This window comes from Cryobacterium sp. 10C3 (assembly GCF_034314285.1).
GTDB classification, from domain to species: domain Bacteria; phylum Actinomycetota; class Actinomycetes; order Actinomycetales; family Microbacteriaceae; genus Cryobacterium; species Cryobacterium glucosi.
In genome coordinates this window covers 2,048,637-2,065,521 of the sequence record NZ_JAVIWF010000002.1, presented here as the reverse complement: position 1 = coordinate 2,065,521, position 16,885 = coordinate 2,048,637, and the positions used below count along the sequence as shown (strand labels likewise).

11 protein-coding genes, 3 pseudogenes and 1 riboswitch are annotated in these 16,885 nt (G+C 68.3%); of the genes and pseudogenes, 9 read left to right on the top strand and 5 right to left on the bottom strand.

All coding sequences use genetic code 11. From position 1 onward, the window contains the following. Positions 1-2: 2 nt before the first annotated feature. From RGU41_RS10675 to RGU41_RS10665, 3 genes are all read right to left on the bottom strand, one after another. Complete coding sequence (locus tag RGU41_RS10675; protein WP_134559093.1) at positions 3-1,445, bottom strand: FAD-binding oxidoreductase; 1,443 nt, start codon at positions 1,443-1,445, stop codon at positions 3-5. A 122-nt stretch (positions 1,446-1,567) separates the two neighbouring features. Then, positions 1,568-2,068: a DUF2231 domain-containing protein gene (locus RGU41_RS10670; protein WP_322136192.1), complete on the bottom strand. Its 501-nt coding sequence runs from the start codon at positions 2,066-2,068 to the stop codon at positions 1,568-1,570. Positions 2,069-2,180: 112 nt separating this feature from the next. Next, positions 2,181-2,531, bottom strand: coding sequence for a LysR family transcriptional regulator (locus RGU41_RS10665; protein WP_134449519.1), 351 nt, complete (start codon positions 2,529-2,531; stop codon positions 2,181-2,183). Between the two features lie 92 nt (positions 2,532-2,623). Between RGU41_RS10665 and RGU41_RS10660 the strand changes: the two are divergent. From RGU41_RS10660 to gcvP, 5 genes and pseudogenes are all read left to right on the top strand, one after another. After that, positions 2,624-4,300: pseudogene (locus RGU41_RS10660) on the top strand (ABC-F family ATP-binding cassette domain-containing protein). A 76-nt stretch (positions 4,301-4,376) separates the two neighbouring features. Then, entirely contained in the window at positions 4,377-4,964 is a 588-nt protein-coding gene (locus RGU41_RS10655) for an LON peptidase substrate-binding domain-containing protein (protein WP_322137339.1), read from the top strand. 149 nt (positions 4,965-5,113) lie between these two features. Beyond that, positions 5,114-5,209: riboswitch (glycine riboswitch) on the top strand. 168 nt (positions 5,210-5,377) lie between these two features. Then, a complete protein-coding gene (gene gcvT / locus RGU41_RS10650; protein WP_134449522.1) occupies positions 5,378-6,505 on the top strand; it encodes a glycine cleavage system aminomethyltransferase GcvT in 1,128 nt (375 codons plus the stop codon). Positions 6,506-6,603: 98 nt separating this feature from the next. Beyond that, entirely contained in the window at positions 6,604-6,975 is a 372-nt protein-coding gene (gcvH, locus tag RGU41_RS10645; RefSeq protein WP_134562225.1) for a glycine cleavage system protein GcvH, read from the top strand. 133 nt (positions 6,976-7,108) lie between these two features. Beyond that, positions 7,109-9,992, top strand: a pseudogene (gene gcvP / locus RGU41_RS10640) (aminomethyl-transferring glycine dehydrogenase). A gap of 54 nt (positions 9,993-10,046) precedes the next feature. Here gcvP and RGU41_RS10635 read toward each other — a convergent pair. Together RGU41_RS10635 and RGU41_RS10630 are read right to left on the bottom strand one after the other, a co-directional pair. Then, a complete protein-coding gene (locus RGU41_RS10635; RefSeq protein ID WP_322136191.1) occupies positions 10,047-10,820 on the bottom strand; it encodes a CPBP family intramembrane glutamic endopeptidase in 774 nt (257 codons plus the stop codon). Further along, the gene (locus RGU41_RS10630; protein WP_322136190.1) at positions 10,817-11,212 is read right to left on the bottom strand and encodes a DUF393 domain-containing protein; all 396 of its coding nucleotides are present in this window, start codon (positions 11,210-11,212) and stop codon (positions 10,817-10,819) included. The genes RGU41_RS10635 and RGU41_RS10630 overlap by 4 nt, the downstream gene beginning before the upstream one ends. Positions 11,213-11,503: 291 nt before the next feature. Here RGU41_RS10630 and RGU41_RS10625 point away from each other — a divergent pair, with 291 nt between their 5' ends. The 4 genes and pseudogenes from RGU41_RS10625 (at position 11,504) to RGU41_RS10610 (ending at position 16,816) form a co-directional block, all read left to right on the top strand. Continuing rightward, positions 11,504-13,060: an ABC transporter substrate-binding protein gene (locus RGU41_RS10625; RefSeq protein ID WP_322136189.1), complete on the top strand. Its 1,557-nt coding sequence runs from the start codon at positions 11,504-11,506 to the stop codon at positions 13,058-13,060. A 137-nt stretch (positions 13,061-13,197) separates the two neighbouring features. Then, entirely contained in the window at positions 13,198-14,127 is a 930-nt protein-coding gene (locus RGU41_RS10620) for an ABC transporter permease (RefSeq protein WP_322136188.1), read from the top strand. Further along, the gene (locus RGU41_RS10615; RefSeq protein WP_322136187.1) at positions 14,117-15,064 is read left to right on the top strand and encodes an ABC transporter permease; all 948 of its coding nucleotides are present in this window, start codon (positions 14,117-14,119) and stop codon (positions 15,062-15,064) included. The genes RGU41_RS10620 and RGU41_RS10615 overlap by 11 nt, the downstream gene beginning before the upstream one ends. Further along, positions 15,061-16,816, top strand: a pseudogene (locus tag RGU41_RS10610) (dipeptide ABC transporter ATP-binding protein). Before RGU41_RS10615 ends, RGU41_RS10610 begins: the two are co-directional and overlap by 4 nt. The last annotated feature ends 69 nt before the right edge of the window (positions 16,817-16,885 follow it).

Below are 16,885 nucleotides of genomic sequence, written 5' to 3'. Positions count from 1 at the left end.
GGTCAGTCCTCGACGCTCGTGACGCCTCCCTCCTGGACCCCCGGAGCCTGGGTGCCGGCGGACGGGGCACTGACGCGCGGACTGATGTTCTGATTGACGCGGAACACGTTGTCCGGGTCGTAGACGGCCTTCACCTCCGCGAGCCGCTCGTAGTTCGGCCCGTAGTTCTGCGCGATCCTGCCCTGATCGTCGGCGTCCATGAAATTGATGTAGCCGCCGGGCTCGGCAAAGGGGTGCAGCGCCTCCCAGTAGTCCCGAACCCAGCGGATGTTCGCCGCATTGTCCGCGGGGTCGTGCCACATCCCGGCGATGACCGGCGCGAAGTCCACGTTCCGGTAGGGGAATGCCGTCGCCCCCGGTGCGACCCGCTGCACCGCCCCGTCGATCGGGTAGTAGTGGTTCGCGGACTCCATGCTCGGGATCCGGCTGCCGAAGTCGACGGCGACCCGCAGCGCGTCATCGCTCAGGGAGGCGAGGAAGTCCGCCTTCCAGTACGCCTGCATGCCCTTCGGCAGCATCGGGTCGAACAGACCGTTCAGCACGGGGTACGGGAGCGGCCCGACAAACGAACCGGCGACGGGCGCGGCGTCGAGGATCGGCTGCCAGCGCTTCTCGCCCTCGTCGAGGGGTCCGGTCCAGGCGCCGACGATGACGCAGACGGGTTGACCGTGCCACTGCTCGGGCAGGAACGGCACCGGCGGTCCCTGGTGGAACCCGAGGAACACGCCGAACTCCTCCGGGGCGTTCGCGATGAAATCCCGGTAGAAGCGGCCGACGGTGTCTGCCTCCGCCGCGGGGTAGATCACCAGGCCCCCGTAGATGGTGGAGACCGGGTGCAGCCGGAACTCGAGCGAGGTGACCACTCCGAAGTTACCGCCCCCGCCGCGCAGCGCCCAGAACAGGTCCGCGTTCTCGGTTTCACTCGCCACGAGGAACCGTCCGTCCGCGGTCACGACATCGGCGGAGAGCAGGTTGTCACACGACAATCCGAATTGCCGCGAGAGGTACCCGATTCCGCCGCCGAGGGTGAGCCCGGACACGCCCGTCGAGCCGATGATCCCGCCGGTCGTTGCGAGGCCGAAGGCGTGGGTCGCGTGGTTGAAGTCCGCCCAGGTCGCCCCGGGCCCGGAACGTGCCGTTTCCGCGGCCGGATCGACCCGAACACCGGTCTGCGCGACGAAGTCGATGACGAGGCCGCCGTCGACCGTGCCGAACCCGGGGGCGCTGTGCCCGCCGCCGCGAACGGCGACGGGGAGTTCGTGTTCCCTGGCGAACGCGACGCTCGTCATCACGTCGGCGACCTGCGAGGGCCTGACGACGACGGCCGGACGTTTGTTGATCATCCCGTTGTAGACGGCTCTCGCGTCGTCGTACCCCGGGTCGTCAGGTCCGATCACGGATCCGCGGACTCGTTCACGCAGAGAGTCAAGGGTGAAGGGTGCCATGATTCCTCCTTTGGACGGCATGCCCGGAACCGGTCCGGGCCCTCACGGCGTCCGTAGTACACCCATCGCGGGCCGTGGTCAAGGCACCGCAGGAGGGTGGGAATCAGGCCCGTCGGCCGTCCCTACTTCGTGCCGTCGACGACCGGCGACCACACGGCCCTGGCGCCGGAATCGCCCACGACGACGACCGAAACGACGGATCCGACGCTCGTCAGGGCCACTGCGACAGCGAGTACGACTGTCAGGGCCGTGCGGGTTCCCGGGGAGGGGATCCGGGCGCCGTACTTCTGCCCGGTCCCGAAATACCGGAACCACAGCCACTGGGCCGCAGCCACGAGAAACAGCCCGAAGACCCACGGCCGCACGGTCTCGCCGATGGCGACGTGCGCCCCGCTCAGCGCGGTCGGGGTGATGATCTGCGCCAGGGCCTCCCCGGCTTGCACGGTCAGCAGGGTCGCGCCGAGCGCGGCGAACGCGAGCAGCGGCGTGACGATGCCGAGCCGCCGCCGGGCGGCCGGCCAGACCAGAGTCAGGATCGCGCACAGGGCGGCAAGAGGGATCAGGATCACGCTCGCGTGCACGAGAAGTGGGTGCAGGGGAAGCCCGGCGATCACCCAGTTCATGCGGAAGCCATCCGCTGGACGGACTCTGAATCGATTCGCCGTGGTTCTCTGATGATCGTGCCCTTCCTCGGGGTGGACGAGACCACCCTATCGGGCGGGCCGGTCACGCCGCTCAGCGGGACTGGCGGCGCCCCTTGGGCTTCGGCGCGCCCTTGACCGCGGGTGCCCGGCCCTGGCCCTTGGAGGCTTTCGCCTTGCCGCCGGCCTTCGCCGGCTTCTGCGGGGCTGCTGCTGCAGCGGGCTTCCGCACCACGGGACGCGCGACCTCGAGCAGCTCGAGTCCGGCGCTCGTCAGGGTGGGCACGTCGTCGACGGTGACGAACAGTTCGCCGCCGACCTCCTCCTCGAGCTTCCTGATGGAGATCAGGAGGGTGGCGCGGGTCATGTTGAGGGTCTTCGCCGCGGCACCCCAGTTAGTGGCTTCGGCGGTCGTGACGAAACGCCGGAGCAGGGTGGTGTCCACAAGAAAGCCCTTCGAACTGCCGCCGTGCCGGTCACGGGACAGTAACAGGCTACGCGGTGCCGGGAGAACAGGTGCAATGAGACCATGGAGTAATGACCGCAACGCTCGTGGCCAAGGGCCTCGCCGGCGGGTACGCGCACCGTACCCTTTTCGATTCACTCGACCTCACCGTCGCGCCCGGCGACGTCGTCGGGGTGGTCGGGGTCAACGGCTCCGGCAAGTCGACGCTGCTGCGGCTGCATCGCCGGCCGGCTCGCCCCGCAGGCCGGCAGCGTCGGACTCTCCCCGGCGGATGCCTTCGTCGGCTGGTTGCCGCAGGAGCCGGACCGCAGGCCGGGCGAATCGATCGCGGACTACATCGGCCGCCGCACGGGCTGCGCCGACGCGAGCCGCGAGCTCGATGCCGCCGCCGCCCTGCTCGCGGGTGAGGCGACCGTCGGCGATGGCGGCGCCGGCGGTGGCCCCGACGGACGCGATCCCGGCGACGTCTACTCCGCTGCCCTCGATCGCTGGCTCGCGAGCGGCGCCGCCGACCTCGACGAGCGGATGCCCGCCCAGCTCGCCGACCTCGGGCTCAGCCTCGCCGCCGACGCGGCGATGACCTCGCTCTCCGGCGGTCAGGCCGCCCGGGTGGGCTTGGCGGCCCTGCTGCTCAGCCGCTTCGACGTCGTGCTGCTCGACGAGCCCACGAACGACCTCGACCTCGACGGACTCGAACGGCTCGAGGCCTTCGTGCACGGACTCAGGGGCGGGGTCGTGCTCGTCAGCCACGACCGGGAATTCCTGGCCCGCTGCGTCACCCGGGTGCTCGAACTCGATCTCGCCCAGGGCGCCAACCGGGTCTTCGGCGGCGGCTACGACTCCTACCTCGAGGAGCGCGAAACCGACAGGAGGCACAAGCGCGAACACTATGAGGAGTTCGCCGAGAAGAAGGCCGACCTCGTCGGCCGGGCCCGCGTCCAGCGGGAGTGGTCGAGCCAGGGCGTGCGCAACGCGATGAAGAAGTCGCCGGACAACGATAAGATCCGGCGGAAGGCATCCGCTGAATCGAGCGAGAAGCAGGCGCAGAAGGTGCGGCAGATGGAGAGCCGGATCAAACGCCTCGACGAGGTCGAGGAACCGCGCAAGGAATGGCAGCTCGACTTCACGATCGGCGAGGCGCCGCGGTCGGGCGCGGTCGTCGCGACCCTCAACGAGGCCGTCTTCCGCCGGGGCGGGTTCACCCTCGGGCCGGTGTCGCTCCAGGTCAACGCGGGCGAACGGATCGGCATCACCGGGCCGAACGGCGCGGGCAAGACCACCCTGCTGGGCGCCCTCCTCGGCCGCTCGGTTCCGGACAGCGGCACCGCGAGCGTTGGCGCGAGCGTACGGATCGGCGAGATCGACCAGGCCAGGTCATTGCTGCTGGGTTCCCGGCCGCTCGCCGAGGGCTTCGAGGAGCTTGTGCCCGACCTCTCGACGGCGGAGGTACGCACCCTGCTCGCCAAGTTCGGGCTCAAGGCCGATCACGTCACCCGGCCGGCGGGCGAGTTGTCGCCGGGGAGCGCACCCGCGCGGCCCTCGCCCTGCTCCAGGCCCGCGGCGTCAACCTGCTCGTGCTCGACGAACCGACGAACCACCTCGACCTCGCCGCGATCGAGCAGCTCGAGCAGGCGCTCGCGGGGTACACCGGCACGCTCCTCCTGGTCACCCACGACCGGCGGATGCTTGCCACGGTCCACACCGACCGGCACTGGAAGGTCGTCGCAGGCACCGTCACCGAATCCTGACCCTCGCGCTCCGGGAGGGGAGGGGCTTGGTCCGCGGGCTCGAGCGTGGTTGGGTGGGCGGGTGACCACTCTGCCGATGTTCCCGCTGGGCGCGGTGCTGTTTCCGCACATGCCACTGCACCTGCGCGTGTTCGAACAGCGCTACCTGGTGATGATGGCGCGGGTGCTCGACGCCGAGACCGCGGTCTTCGGCGTCGTGCTGATCGAGCGCGGCCAGGAAGTCGGCGGCGGTGAGCACCGGTTCGGGATCGGGACGGTGGCCAGGATCACGCAGATCGAGGCCCCAGAGGGGTTCGTCGGCGTGGTCGCCCACGGCGAGCGGCGCATCGAGGTGCTCGAGTGGCTCGACGACGACCCGTATCCGCAGGCGAGCGTCCGCGAGCTCCCCGAGCTGGAGTGGGACGACGAGCTGTTCCCTCTGCGGGAGCGGGCCGAACGGGTCGTGCGCCGGGCGCTTGCGCTCGCGAGCGAATTCACCGAGCAGCCCTGGGCGCCCGACGTCGAACTCTCCGGCGACCCGGCTGTCGCGGCCTGGCAGCTCGCGGCGATCGCGCCGGTCGGCCCCCTCGACCAGATCGAGCTGCTGCGGTCGGAGTCGATGGAGGCCCTGCTCACCCGGCTGGTCGAGGTCACCGAGGCGGTCGCCGACTCCTTCGGCGCCTGACCGGGGTGCCCGGCGAGGCAGGATCCGGCGTCGGCGTGCTGCGCGATCGGGCAGGCCGGAGCCGGTCCCAGTGGAACTCCGGCTGCTAAGCTGCTCGCGAAGCGGTTGAGCCCGACCAGGCGCGCCGTCCAACTGAATACCGGGCCGACACGGCCGATGCGGGAGAGTCCGGCGCCTCGGCGGCCGGACACCGAAGGAGCAATCCTCCCCGACAATCTCTCAGGTACTCGTACCGCATCGGACTGGCCACTCTGAAAAGTAGTCGCAGCACAATGCGGCTCGCCCATGGTGAAAGTCACGTCCCGACCAGGACGCGGCGAAGCTCTCAGGCCTGACGACAGAGGGGAGTTCCCACGGGGTCGCCACGACCCCGAGAATCTCGCTCGGCCGCGGCCGACCTGCCTGGAGAACTCATGACCCCGGATCTGACCGAACGGTATTCCCCGCTGCACCAGGCGCACGTCGACGCCGGAGCCAGCTTCACCGACTTCGCCGGCTGGCAGATGCCGGTGCGCTACTCGAGCGATCTCGCCGAGCACCACGCGGTGCGTACCGCCGCCGGCCTGTTCGACCTCTCCCACATGGCCGAGATCCGCGTGAGCGGGGCGGATGCCGCGGCGTACCTCGACTACGCCCTCGCCGGAAAGCTCTCCGCGATCGCCCTCTTCCAGGCGAAGTACAGCCTGATCCTGAACGCGGCAGGCGGCATCGTCGACGACATCGTCGTCTACCGCACCGGGGAGACCGAGTTCCTCGTGATCGCCAATGCCGGCAACCACTTCCCGGCGCTCGAGGCCCTCACCAAGCGCGCTGCCCGTTTCGACGTGACCGTGACCGACGAGAGCGACGACACCGCGCTCATCGCCGTCCAGGGCCCGAACTCCCTCGCCATCCTCCAGGCGACCGCCGGTCTCACGGCCACCGACGACCTCGGCGCCCTCCGCTACTACCGGGCCATGACGGGCACCTTCACCGACGTCCCGGTGCTGATCGCCCGCACCGGGTACACCGGGGAGGACGGCTTCGAACTGTACGTGCCCATCGATCGGGCCCTCGCCCTCTGGAATGCGCTCACCGCGGCCGGCGCCGACCACGGCCTCGTGCCCGCCGGACTCGCGAGCCGCGACACCCTGCGCCTCGAGGCCGGCATGCCGCTCTACGGCCACGAACTGAGCGAGGCGACCTACCCGGCCCAGGCCGGACTCGGCCGGGTCGTCAACCTCGCCAAGGAGACCGACTTCATCGGCCGCGCCGCGAGCGAAGAGGGGCCGCAGGCGGGGTCCGCCGTGCTCGTCGGACTCGTGTCCGCGGGCAAGCGCGCCGGCCGCGCCTCCTACGACGTCTTCCGCAGCGCTGACGCGCACACACCGGAGGGGATGATCACGAGCGGCGCCCTCTCCCCGACCCTGGGACATCCGGTCATGATGGCGTACGTCTCGCCGTCGATCGCCCGGCTCGGCACCGAGGTCTTCGTCGACGTGCGCGGCACGCGCATCCCGGCGACCGTGACCGCGCTCCCGTTCTACTCCCGCAAGCCCTGACCCCGAGGGCATCCGCCCACGCACTCCCGTCGGCGATTCTCGCCGGCACCCCTCCAGACCAGCACGCACTGCCCGTTGTTCCGCCGAAAGGACACCCCATGACCGACCAGACCACCCTCCAGTACACCGCAGAACACGAGTGGGTCCTCATCGAGGGCGACACCGCAACCGTCGGAATCACGGCGTACGCGGCAGAGAAGCTCGGGGACGTCGTCTTCGTCGAGCTGCCCGCCGTCGGAACCGGTGTCATCGCCGGCTCGATCGTCGGCGAGATCGAATCCACCAAGTCGGTCGGCGAGCTCTTCGCGCCGGTCAGTGGCACGGTCACGGCCACCAACGACGGTGTCGTCGACAGCCCCGAGCTCGTCAACAGCGACCCCTTCGGAGAGGGCTGGCTGATCAAGGTCACCTTCCTCGAGCTGCCGCCCCTCCTCAGCCACGCCGAATACTCCGCCCTCACCGGCGAATAAGCTCCCAGGAAGCAGGCAGCGCCAGATGACCAAGCACCTCAGTCCCACCCTGACCGCCCAGGCCTCAGCCCAGGCCACCGAGCGCCCGTTCACCGAGCGGCACATCGGCACGGATACCGCGGCGCAGGCCACGATGCTCGCCCGCCTCGGCTACGACTCCGTCAACGCCCTCGTGGCCGCCGCCGTTCCCGCCTCGATCCACGTCGACGCGTTCCGGTCGGAGTCGGACACCCTGCTTCCGCCCGCAGCGAGCGAGCGCGAGGCGCTCGCGGAGCTGCGCGCCCTCGCCGGCCGCAACACCGTACAGCGCTCGATGATCGGGCTCGGCTACTACGACACGATCACGCCGGCCGTGATCAAGCGCAATGTCCTCGAGAACCCGAGCTGGTACACGGCGTACACCCCCTACCAGCCCGAGATCTCCCAGGGCCGGCTCGAGGCGCTGATCAACTTCCAGACGATGATCGCCGACCTGACCGGTCTGCACACCGCGAACGCGTCGATGCTCGACGAGTCGACAGCCGTCGTCGAGGGCATGCTCCTCGCCCGGCGCGGCTCGAAGTCGCCGTCCCACCGGTTCCTCGTCGACGCCGACGCGCTCCCACAGACGAAGGCACTGCTCGCGAACCGGGCCGCCGCGCTCGGGATCGAGCTCGTGGAGACCGACTTCGGCACGCCCGGCGCCGACGCGGAGCCCGCCGCCGCCGGTGACGCCGATGCCTCCGCCGGGCTCGGCGACTACTTCGGCGTGTTCGTGCAGTACCCCGGCGCGACCGGGACGGTCTGGAATCCTGCCGCCGTGATCGAGGCAGCACACGCCCAGGGCGCTCTCGCCGTCGTCGTCGCCGACCTGCTCGCGCTCACCCTGATCATGTCGCCCGGCGAACTCGGTGCTGACGTGGCCGTCGGCACGAGCCAGCGCTTCGGCGTGCCGATGGGCTTCGGCGGTCCGCACGCCGGCTACCTCGCCGTGCGCAAGGGCCTCGAACGCCAGATGCCCGGGCGCCTCGTCGGCGTGAGCGTCGACGCGGCCGGCCACCCGGCCTACCGCCTGTCGCTCCAGGTGCGCGAGCAGCACATCCGCCGGGACAAGGCAACCTCGAACATCTGCACCGCCCAGGTGCTCCTCGCCGTCATGGCGGGCATGTACGCGGTCTACCACGGCCCGGACGGGCTCCGCCAGATCGCCCGCGGGGTGCACGAGAACGCCGGCCGGCTCGTCGCCGCACTCCGCGCCGCCGACGTGACGGTGCTGAACGACACCTTCTTCGACACCGTGCGGGTCTCGATGCCGTCCCGTGCCGCCGAGATCGTCGCCCGCGCCTCGGGCGCCGGCGTCAACCTCTACCAGGTCGACTGCGACACGATCGGCATCAGTGTCGACGAGACCACCACCCGGAGCGACCTCGCCGCGGTGCTCGGCGCGTTCGGCGGAACCGATGCCTTCGGACACGTCGACCTCGAGGCATCCGTCACCGGGCTCCCCGAGGAGCTCGCCCGCACCACGACGTACCTCGAGCACCCTGTCTTCAACACGCACCGCTCCGAGACGAGCATGATGCGCTACCTCAAGCGCCTCGCCGACTACGACTACGCGCTCGACCGCGGCATGATCCCGCTGGGCTCATGCACCATGAAGCTCAATGCGGCGACCGAGATGGAGGCCGTCAGCTGGCCCGAATTCAGCGGAATCCACCCCTTCGCCCCACGCGACGACGTCGACGGCTACCTCGAACTCATCCGGCAGCTCGAGACGTGGCTGACGGATGTCACGGGGTACGATTCCGTGTCGCTCCAGCCGAACGCGGGGAGCCAGGGCGAACTGTCCGGGCTGCTCGCCATCCGCGGCTATCACCTCGCCAACGGCAACGCTGAACGCGACCATCTGCCTGATCCCGTCGAGCGCGCACGGCACGAACGCGGCATCCGCCGTGCTCGCCGGCATGAAGGTCGTCGTCGTCGCGTGCGACGACCTCGGGAACGTCGACCTCGACGACCTGCGCGCGAAGATCGCCGAGCACGCCGACAGCCTCGCCGCGCTCATGATCACCTACCCCTCGACGCACGGCGTCTACGAGCACGAGGTCGGCACCATCTGCCAGGCCGTGCACGCGGCCGGCGGGCAGGTCTACGTCGACGGCGCCAACCTCAACGCGCTGCTCGGCTTCGCCCGGTACGGCGACTTCGGCGGCGACGTGTCGCACCTCAACCTGCACAAGACCTTCTGCATCCCGCACGGCGGCGGCGGACCCGGTGTCGGCCCGGTCGCGGCGAAGGCGCACCTCGCGCCGTTCCTGCCCGGACACCCGCTCGCCCAGGACGAGGAGCATTACCTCCGGGGCGCCGACGGCAGCGCCGGAACCGTCGTGCACGGCGGCGGCCCGGTCTCGGCCGCACCGTACGGGAGCCCGGGCATCCTGCCGATCTCCTGGGCCTACGTGCGCATGATGGGCGCGGCCGGCCTCAAGCAGGCCACCGGCGCCGCCGTGCTCGCGGCGAACTACGTTGCCAAGGGCCTCGAGGGCGCATACCCGCTGCTCTACTCCGGGGAGAACGGGCTCGTCGCCCACGAGTGCATCCTCGACCTGCGCCCGCTGACCGCCGCGACGGGAGTGACCGTCGACGACGTCGCCAAGCGCCTCGTCGACTACGGCTTCCACGCGCCGACGATGAGCTTCCCGGTCTCGGGAACGCTCATGGTCGAACCGACAGAGAGCGAGGACCTCGGCGAGATCGACCGCTTCATCGAGGCCATGATCGCAATCAAGGCCGAAGCGGATGCCGTCGCCGCCGGAGTCTGGCCGGCCGACGACAACCCGCTGCACAACGCCCCGCACACGGCGCAGTCCGTGATCGAGGGGGAGTGGGAGCACGCCTACGACCGCGAGACCGCCGTCTACCCGCTGCGCAGCCTCATCCGCGGCAAGTACTGGCCGCCGGTGCGCCGCATCGACAACGCCTTCGGAGACCGAAACCTGGTCTGCGCCTGCCCGCCGCCCGAGGCCTTCGCCGACTAGCAGCATCCGCTCGCCCCACCCCCTCGCCCGTACCGGCGAGGGGGAGGAGGGGGCTTAGGTGGCGGGAGCCAGGAGGGCCGGCCACCAGGCGACAGCGAGCGGGTAGCCGACGAAAGAGACCACGTCGAGGATCGTGTGCGCCACGACGAGCGGCGCCGTGCGACCCCAGCGGGTGTAGCACCAGCCGAAGACGACGCCCATGGCGGCGTTGCCGACGAACGGTCCGATGCCCTGGTAGAGGTGATAGCTGCCGCGGAGCAGCGCCGATGCCGTGATGATCGTCCAGGTCGACCAGCCGAGCTCCCTGAGCCGGATGAAGAGGTACCCGACCACGATGAGCTCCTCGCTGAGCGCGGCGCGCACCGCGGAGAACAGCAGGATCGGGATCGTCCACCAGAACGTGTTGATGGGGGAGGCGACGACCGCGACCGTGATGCCGAGCGCCCGCCCGGCGAGGTACAGGCCCAGGCCGGGGATGCCGATCGCAAGCACGAGCAGGACGCCGCCGAGCAGGTCCCGTCGCGGCTGGGTCAGGTCGAAGCCGAGGCGGCGGAAACTGCTCGACCCGGGCCGCCAGAGCAGGTAGAGCACGAGGGCGACCGCGAAGAGCTCGAAGAAGATGCCGAGGAACTGGTACGTGAAGTCGAGCCATTCCCGTGTCGACTGCGAGCCGTTGATGGTTGTCGACTGGTTGCCGAGCGGGGTCGTGTCGGTCAGGCGAGCGACGATCGACACGATCGAATAGACGGCGGACGCCCCGAGCGACAGCCCGAGGACGATGACGACTTCCCAGGCCAGTCGCGCCCGGTTGGTACCGCCGGCTGTCACTCGGCGGGTTTCATCCGGCAGGCCGGCGTTCCGCCTGGCAGGCGGTGCCGGTTGCGGGCGACCACCCGGTAGCCGGCCTCAGCGGCCCAGGACCACGGCGGCACGGTGCCGAGCCAGCCGAGGAAACGCAAGCCGGGAGTGGGCTGGTGGCGAAGCAGGGCGGACACTGCGGCGGCACCGCCGAACCGCACTCCAGCGGGGTCGACGAGCCAGACCCGGGAGCGGGCATCCGCTTCGGTGAGCCCGTACGCCGGGAGATCGGTCCACTGGTACGGCGCGGCGTCCGGCATCACGGGCAACAGGCGGCGCATCCACCCGACGGCGGTCGTGCAGAAGGCACAGTCGCCGTCGAAGACCAGCAGTGTCGCGCGCGCACGTGTAGCAGCATCCATACCCCTATCCTCGCATCGATGAAAGCGCGGCGCGGCTGCGCGCGTTCTTCGCGCGACCACGCCAATTTCGGCGAAAGACTCCCTATCTGCGCAACGAATTTGCGCAAGATGTTTCGTCGAGGTAACGATTCCATCCGCGATTGTGCTTTTGGCTCAATGAATACTTAGGGTCAGAAGTATCTGAGGCGTCTTCGCGGTCCCGAATCGCGCGGCGTTTCCCTGCGCACTGGAGGAAAATTGAAAATCAGGAGACTGGGCATTCCCATCGCTCTGGCCACAGCGGGAGCGCTCATGCTCTCCGGCTGCGCCAGCGGCTCGACGACACCCGCGAAGACGGGTGACACGTCTGCGATCATCTCGACCAACGGTTCCGAACCGCAGAACCCGTTGATCACGACGAACACCACCGAAACCGGTGGCGGCAAGATCATGACGTCGATCTACGCCGGACTGGTGTCCTACGACGCCAAGGGCGAGGCCAAAAACGAGGTCGCCAAGTCGATCTCGGCCGACGACGCTCAGCACTGGACCATCACGCTCAACACGGGCTGGAAGTTCACCAACGGCGAGGCCGTCACGTCCAAGTCGTTCGTCGACGCCTGGAACTACGGCGCGAAAATGAGCAACGCCCAGGGCGCATCGTCCTTCTTCAGCAACGTCGAAGGCTACAGCGAAGAAGCCGACACCGAACTCACCGGGCTCAAGGTCGTCGACGACTCGACCTTCACGGTCGCTCTCAGCACGCCGCAGGCGGACTTCCCGCTCACCCTCGGCTACACGGCCTTCATGCCGCTGCCGTCCGTCGCATTCACCGACATGGCAGCATTCGGTGAGAACCCGATCGGCAACGGCCCGTACATGCTGGCCAAGACCGGCGCGTGGGAGCACAACGTCAAGATCGAACTCAAGACGAACCCCGACTACAAGGGCCTGCGCACCCCCGCCAACGGCGGACTGAGCATCGTCTTCTACTCCTCCCTCGACTCGGCATACGCCGACGCCCAGGGTGGAAACCTCGACGTGCTCGATGCCGTCCCCGACGCCGCGTTCGCGAACTACCAGACGGACTTCCCGGAGCGCTTCGTGAACCAGCCCGCCGCGATCTTCCAGGCATTCAACATGCCGTACTACCTCGAGCACTGGAGTGGCGAAGAGGGCAAGCTGCGTCGCGCGGCCATCTCGATGGCCATCGACCGTGATGAGATCACCAAGGTGATCTTCCAGGGCACCCGTACCCCGGCGACCGACTTCACCTCCCCGGTCATCCCGGGCTACACCGACGCTCTCAAGGGCTCCGACGTGCTCAAGTTCAACAAGGAAGAAGCCGTCAAGGACTGGGCTGCCGCTGACAAGATCTCCCCGTACACCGGCACGTTCGACATCGCGTACAACTCCGACGGTGGACACGCCGCCTGGGTCGACGCCGTGGCCAACAGCATCAAGAACACCCTGGGCATCAATGCAGTCGGCAAGCCGTACGCGACCTTCAAGGCCGCGCTCGCCGACCGCAAGGCGAAGACGCTGACCGGTGCCACCCGCGCCGGCTGGCAGGGCGACTACCCGGGCATGTTCAACTTCCTCGCGCCGCTGTACCAGACCGGTGCCAGCTCGAACTACGAGGCATACAGCAGCGCCGAGTTCGACGGCCTCCTCAAGCAGGGTTCGGCTGCCAAGACCGTCGACGATTCCACCGCCCTCTACCAGAAGGCCCAGGAAGTGCTGCTCAAGGACCTTCCGACCGTTCCGCTCTGGTATTCCAACGCCGTTGGTGTCTGGTCCGACAAGACTCAGAATGTCGTCTTCGGCTGGGACGGCGTGCCGCTGTACAACGAAATCACCAAGGGCTAGTTCCCCCGCTCAACCCCCAAAAATAGAACCCAGTTTCATGCGTAGCGATGCCCGGGGCACTCAGTCCCGGGCATCGCTCGCTAGACTCGACCAGTGATTGCGATTCTCATGACCGTTCGTTCCAGTGCGGGAACCTGATGCTCTGGTACACCGGCAAGCGCCTGCTCCAGATGATTCCGGTATTCTTCGGCGCCACCTTCCTCATCTACTTCATGGTGTTCTCCCTCCCCGGAGATCCCATTGCCGCCCTCTTCGGTGACCGGCAACCCGCGCCAGGGGTGATCGAACAGCTCCGTGTCCAGTACCACCTGGACCAGCCGTTCATCGTGCAGTACCTCATCTACATCGGCGGCTTCTTCCACGGGGATCTCGGCACCACGTACTCCGGTCGCGCAGTTTCCGACGTGATGGCCGCCGCCTTCCCGATCACCGCCCGGCTCGCGCTTCTCGCACTGTTCTTCGAGTCCGTCGCCGGTATCCTCGTCGGCCTCGTCGCGGGTCTCCGCAAGGGCAAGCTCTTCGACGCAAGCGCCCTCGTCGTCAGCCTGCTGCTGATCAGCGTGCCGACGTTCGTGATCGGCTTCATCCTGCAGTACGTCTTCGCGATCAAGCTCGGTTGGGCCCGCACGACGGTCAGCAGCGAGGCCCCGCTCTCCGAACTGGTCCTGCCGGCCATCGTGCTCGCCACCGTCTCGTTCGCGTACATCGTGCGGCTCACCCGGGCGAGCGTCTCCGAGAACCTCGGCGCCGACTTCGTGCGCACCGCGACGGCGAAGGGGCTGTCGAGACGCCGCGTCGTCACCGTGCACGTGCTGCGGAACTCGCTCGTTCCCGTCGTCACCTTCCTCGGCGTCGACCTCGGCTCTCTCATGGTGGGTGCGATCGTGACAGAGGGCATCTTCAACATCAACGGTGTCGGCGGCACCGTCTACAAGGCGATCAAACTCGGCGAAGGGCCGACCGTGGTGTCGTTCATCGCCGTCATGGTCGTGATCTTCGTGCTGGCGAACCTGCTCGTCGACCTGCTGTACGCAGCCCTGGACCCGAGGATTCGTTATGCCAAGTAATCGTCAAACGCAGCCGCACTTCGTCGCTGCGCTCGAAGACACCCCCATCGCTGCGGTCGACCGCCTCGACGAGACCGAGAAGGCCCGCAGTACCTGGGCGGATGCCTGGGAATCGCTGCGCGGCAAGCCCAGTTTCTGGATCTCGTCCGCCCTTATTCTGCTGATCGTGATCGTGGCCCTGTTCCCCGGCATCTTCACCCAGGTGGCACCGGACCAGAACTGCCTGCTCGCCAACAGCAACAAGGGACCGGAAGAAGGGCATCTGCTCGGCTTCACCCGGCAGGGCTGTGACGTGTACTCGCGGATGATCCACGGGACCCAGGCCTCCGTCACGGTCGGTCTGCTCGCAACCATGATCGTCACTCTCTTCGGACTCGTCGTGGGAGCCCTCGCGGGATACTACGGCGGCGTGTTCGACGCGATCGTCTCCCGGATCGGCGACATCTTCTTCGCCGTCCCGACCGTGCTCGGTGCGATCGTACTGATGTCGGTCCTCCCGGACCGCACCCCGGTCACGATCGCCCTGGTCCTTTCGATCTTCGCCTGGCCGCAAATCGCCAGGATCATGCGCGGTTCGGTGCTCTCGGCCCGGAACTCGGACTACGTCACGGCGTCGATCGCCCTCGGCGTCTCGAAGTTCCGGATCCTCGTGCGCCACGTCGTGCCCAACGCGATCGCCCCCGTAATCGTGATCGCCACGGTTTCCCTCGGCACGTTCATCGTCGCGGAGGCGACGCTGTCGTTCCTCGGCATCGGGCTACCGCCGCAGATCATGTCCTGGGGCAATGACATCAACGCGGCCCAGTCGTCGATCCGAACGAACCCCCAGGTGCTGATCTATCCCGCCATCGCCCTGTCCCTGACCGTGCTCGCCTTCCTGATGCTCGGCGACGCCGTGCGCGACGCACTCGACCCCGAATCGAGGGCACGCCGATGAGCCAGACCGTGATTGAACCCGTGACCACCGCCGGCCGGGACGAGAATTCCCCCATCCTCGAGATTCGCGATCTCGAGGTCGGCTTCCAGACCCAGCACGGAGTGGTTCCCGCCGTGCGCGGCGTCAACCTCACGCTGTATCCCGGCCAGACCCTCGCGATCGTTGGCGAGTCCGGGTCGGGCAAGACCACGACGGCGCAGGCGATCATCAACCTGCTCGCCAACACCGGCAAGGTCACCGCCGGCCAGATCCTGTTCGAGGGACGCGACCTCACGACCCTCAAGCCCAAGGACATGCAGGACGTCCGCGGGCGCCTGATCGGCTATGTGCCCCAGGACCCGATGTCGAACCTCAACCCGGTCTGGAACATCGGCTTCCAGGTCGAAGAGGCCATCCGGGCGAACGGCGGCGCCATGAGCAGGAAGGCCGCGAAACTGCGCACCATCGAGGTGCTCAAGGAAGCTGGTCTCAGCGACGCTGAGGACCGGCTCAAGCAGTTCCCGCACCAGTTCTCAGGCGGCCATGCGACAGCGCGTGATGATCGCCATCGGCCCTCGGCCAACGAGCCTGAAGCTGCTGATCGCCGACGAACCGACCACCGCACTCGACGTGACGGTACAGCGCCAGATCCTCGACCACCTCGCGACGCTCACGCGCGACTACGGCACCTCGGTGCTGTTCATCACGCACGACCTCGGCCTCGCGGCCGAGCGCGCGGAACAGCTCGTCGTGATGTACAAGGGCAAGGTCGTCGAGTCCGGTCCCTCGCAGGAGATCCTGGCCAACCCGCAGCATCCGTACACGCAGCGCCTCGTCGCCGCGGCGCCGAGCCTCGCATCGCGGCGCATCCAGTCGGCCAAGCACTCCGTCGCGGTCGAAGCGGATGTTTCCGCAGCCGGCTCGAACGACCAGGTTCTCGTGAACCGCGCGATCGAGCGGGAGCAGACCGCACCGGCCAAGGACCTGATCTCGGTCCAGGGCATCTCGAAGATGTACCGCATTCGCACCAAGGGCTTCAAGTACAACGAACTGCTCGCGGTCAACGACGTGTCCTTCGGCATCAAGAAGGGCACGACGACCGCGCTGGTCGGCGAGTCGGGCTCCGGCAAGTCCACGGTCGCCAAGCTCATCCTGCAGCTCGAATCCATCACGAGCGGGCAGATCGAGTTCGACGGCCAGGACGTCGCCGGCCTCAAGGGCGCGGACCTGCTGAAGTTCCGCCGCCGCGTGCAGCCGGTCTTCCAGGACCCGTACGGCTCCCTCGACCCGCAGTACAACGTCGGCAACACCATCGCAGAGCCGTTGCTCGCCCACAAGGTCGGCACCGCCAAGGAACGCCAGGCCCGGGTGCGGGAGCTCCTCGACCAGGTCTCGCTGCCCTGGGCGTCCCGGCACCGCTACCCGAGTGAACTCTCGGGCGGCCAGCGTCAGCGTATCGCGATCGCTCGGGCGCTCGCGCTCAAGCCGGACGTGCTCGTGCTCGACGAGGCGGTCTCCGCTCTCGACGTGCTCGTGCAGGGCCAGGTGCTCAACCTCCTGACCGAGCTGCAGACGGAACTCGACCTGACCTACCTGTTCATCAGCCACGACCTCGCCGTCGTCCGCCTCGTCGCGGACAACGTCTGCGTCATGCAGCAGGGCCGGATCGTCGAGGCCGCGACGACGGACGAGGTCTTCGAAAATCCGCGTCAGACATACACGCAAGAGCTGCTCGCCGCGATCCCGGGCGGCAACTTCGAGTTCGGGCGCTAGACAGGACCGACCGGCTTCAGCGCCCGGAAACGGGGCGGGGACTGCGGTCCCCGCCCCGTTCGTCGTCCA

What these genes read in the sequence shown, in the direction of transcription:
- RGU41_RS10615 (WP_322136187.1), top strand. Translation starts at nt 14,117, where the DNA reads ATGCCAAGTAATCGTCAAACGCAGCCGCACTTCGTCGCTGCGCTCGAA.
- RGU41_RS10620 (WP_322136188.1), top strand. Translation starts at nt 13,198, where the DNA reads ATGCTCTGGTACACCGGCAAGCGCCTGCTCCAGATGATTCCGGTATTC.
- RGU41_RS10625 (WP_322136189.1), top strand. Translation starts at nt 11,504, where the DNA reads ATGCTCTCCGGCTGCGCCAGCGGCTCGACGACACCCGCGAAGACGGGT.
- gcvH (WP_134562225.1), top strand. Translation starts at nt 6,604, where the DNA reads ATGACCGACCAGACCACCCTCCAGTACACCGCAGAACACGAGTGGGTC.
- RGU41_RS10670 (WP_322136192.1), bottom strand. Translation starts at nt 2,068, where the DNA reads ATGAACTGGGTGATCGCCGGGCTTCCCCTGCACCCACTTCTCGTGCAC.
- RGU41_RS10675 (WP_134559093.1), bottom strand. Translation starts at nt 1,445, where the DNA reads ATGGCACCCTTCACCCTTGACTCTCTGCGTGAACGAGTCCGCGGATCC.
- RGU41_RS10655 (WP_322137339.1), top strand. Translation starts at nt 4,377, where the DNA reads ATGTTCCCGCTGGGCGCGGTGCTGTTTCCGCACATGCCACTGCACCTG.
- gcvT (WP_134449522.1), top strand. Translation starts at nt 5,378, where the DNA reads ATGACCCCGGATCTGACCGAACGGTATTCCCCGCTGCACCAGGCGCAC.
- RGU41_RS10630 (WP_322136190.1), bottom strand. Translation starts at nt 11,212, where the DNA reads ATGGATGCTGCTACACGTGCGCGCGCGACACTGCTGGTCTTCGACGGC.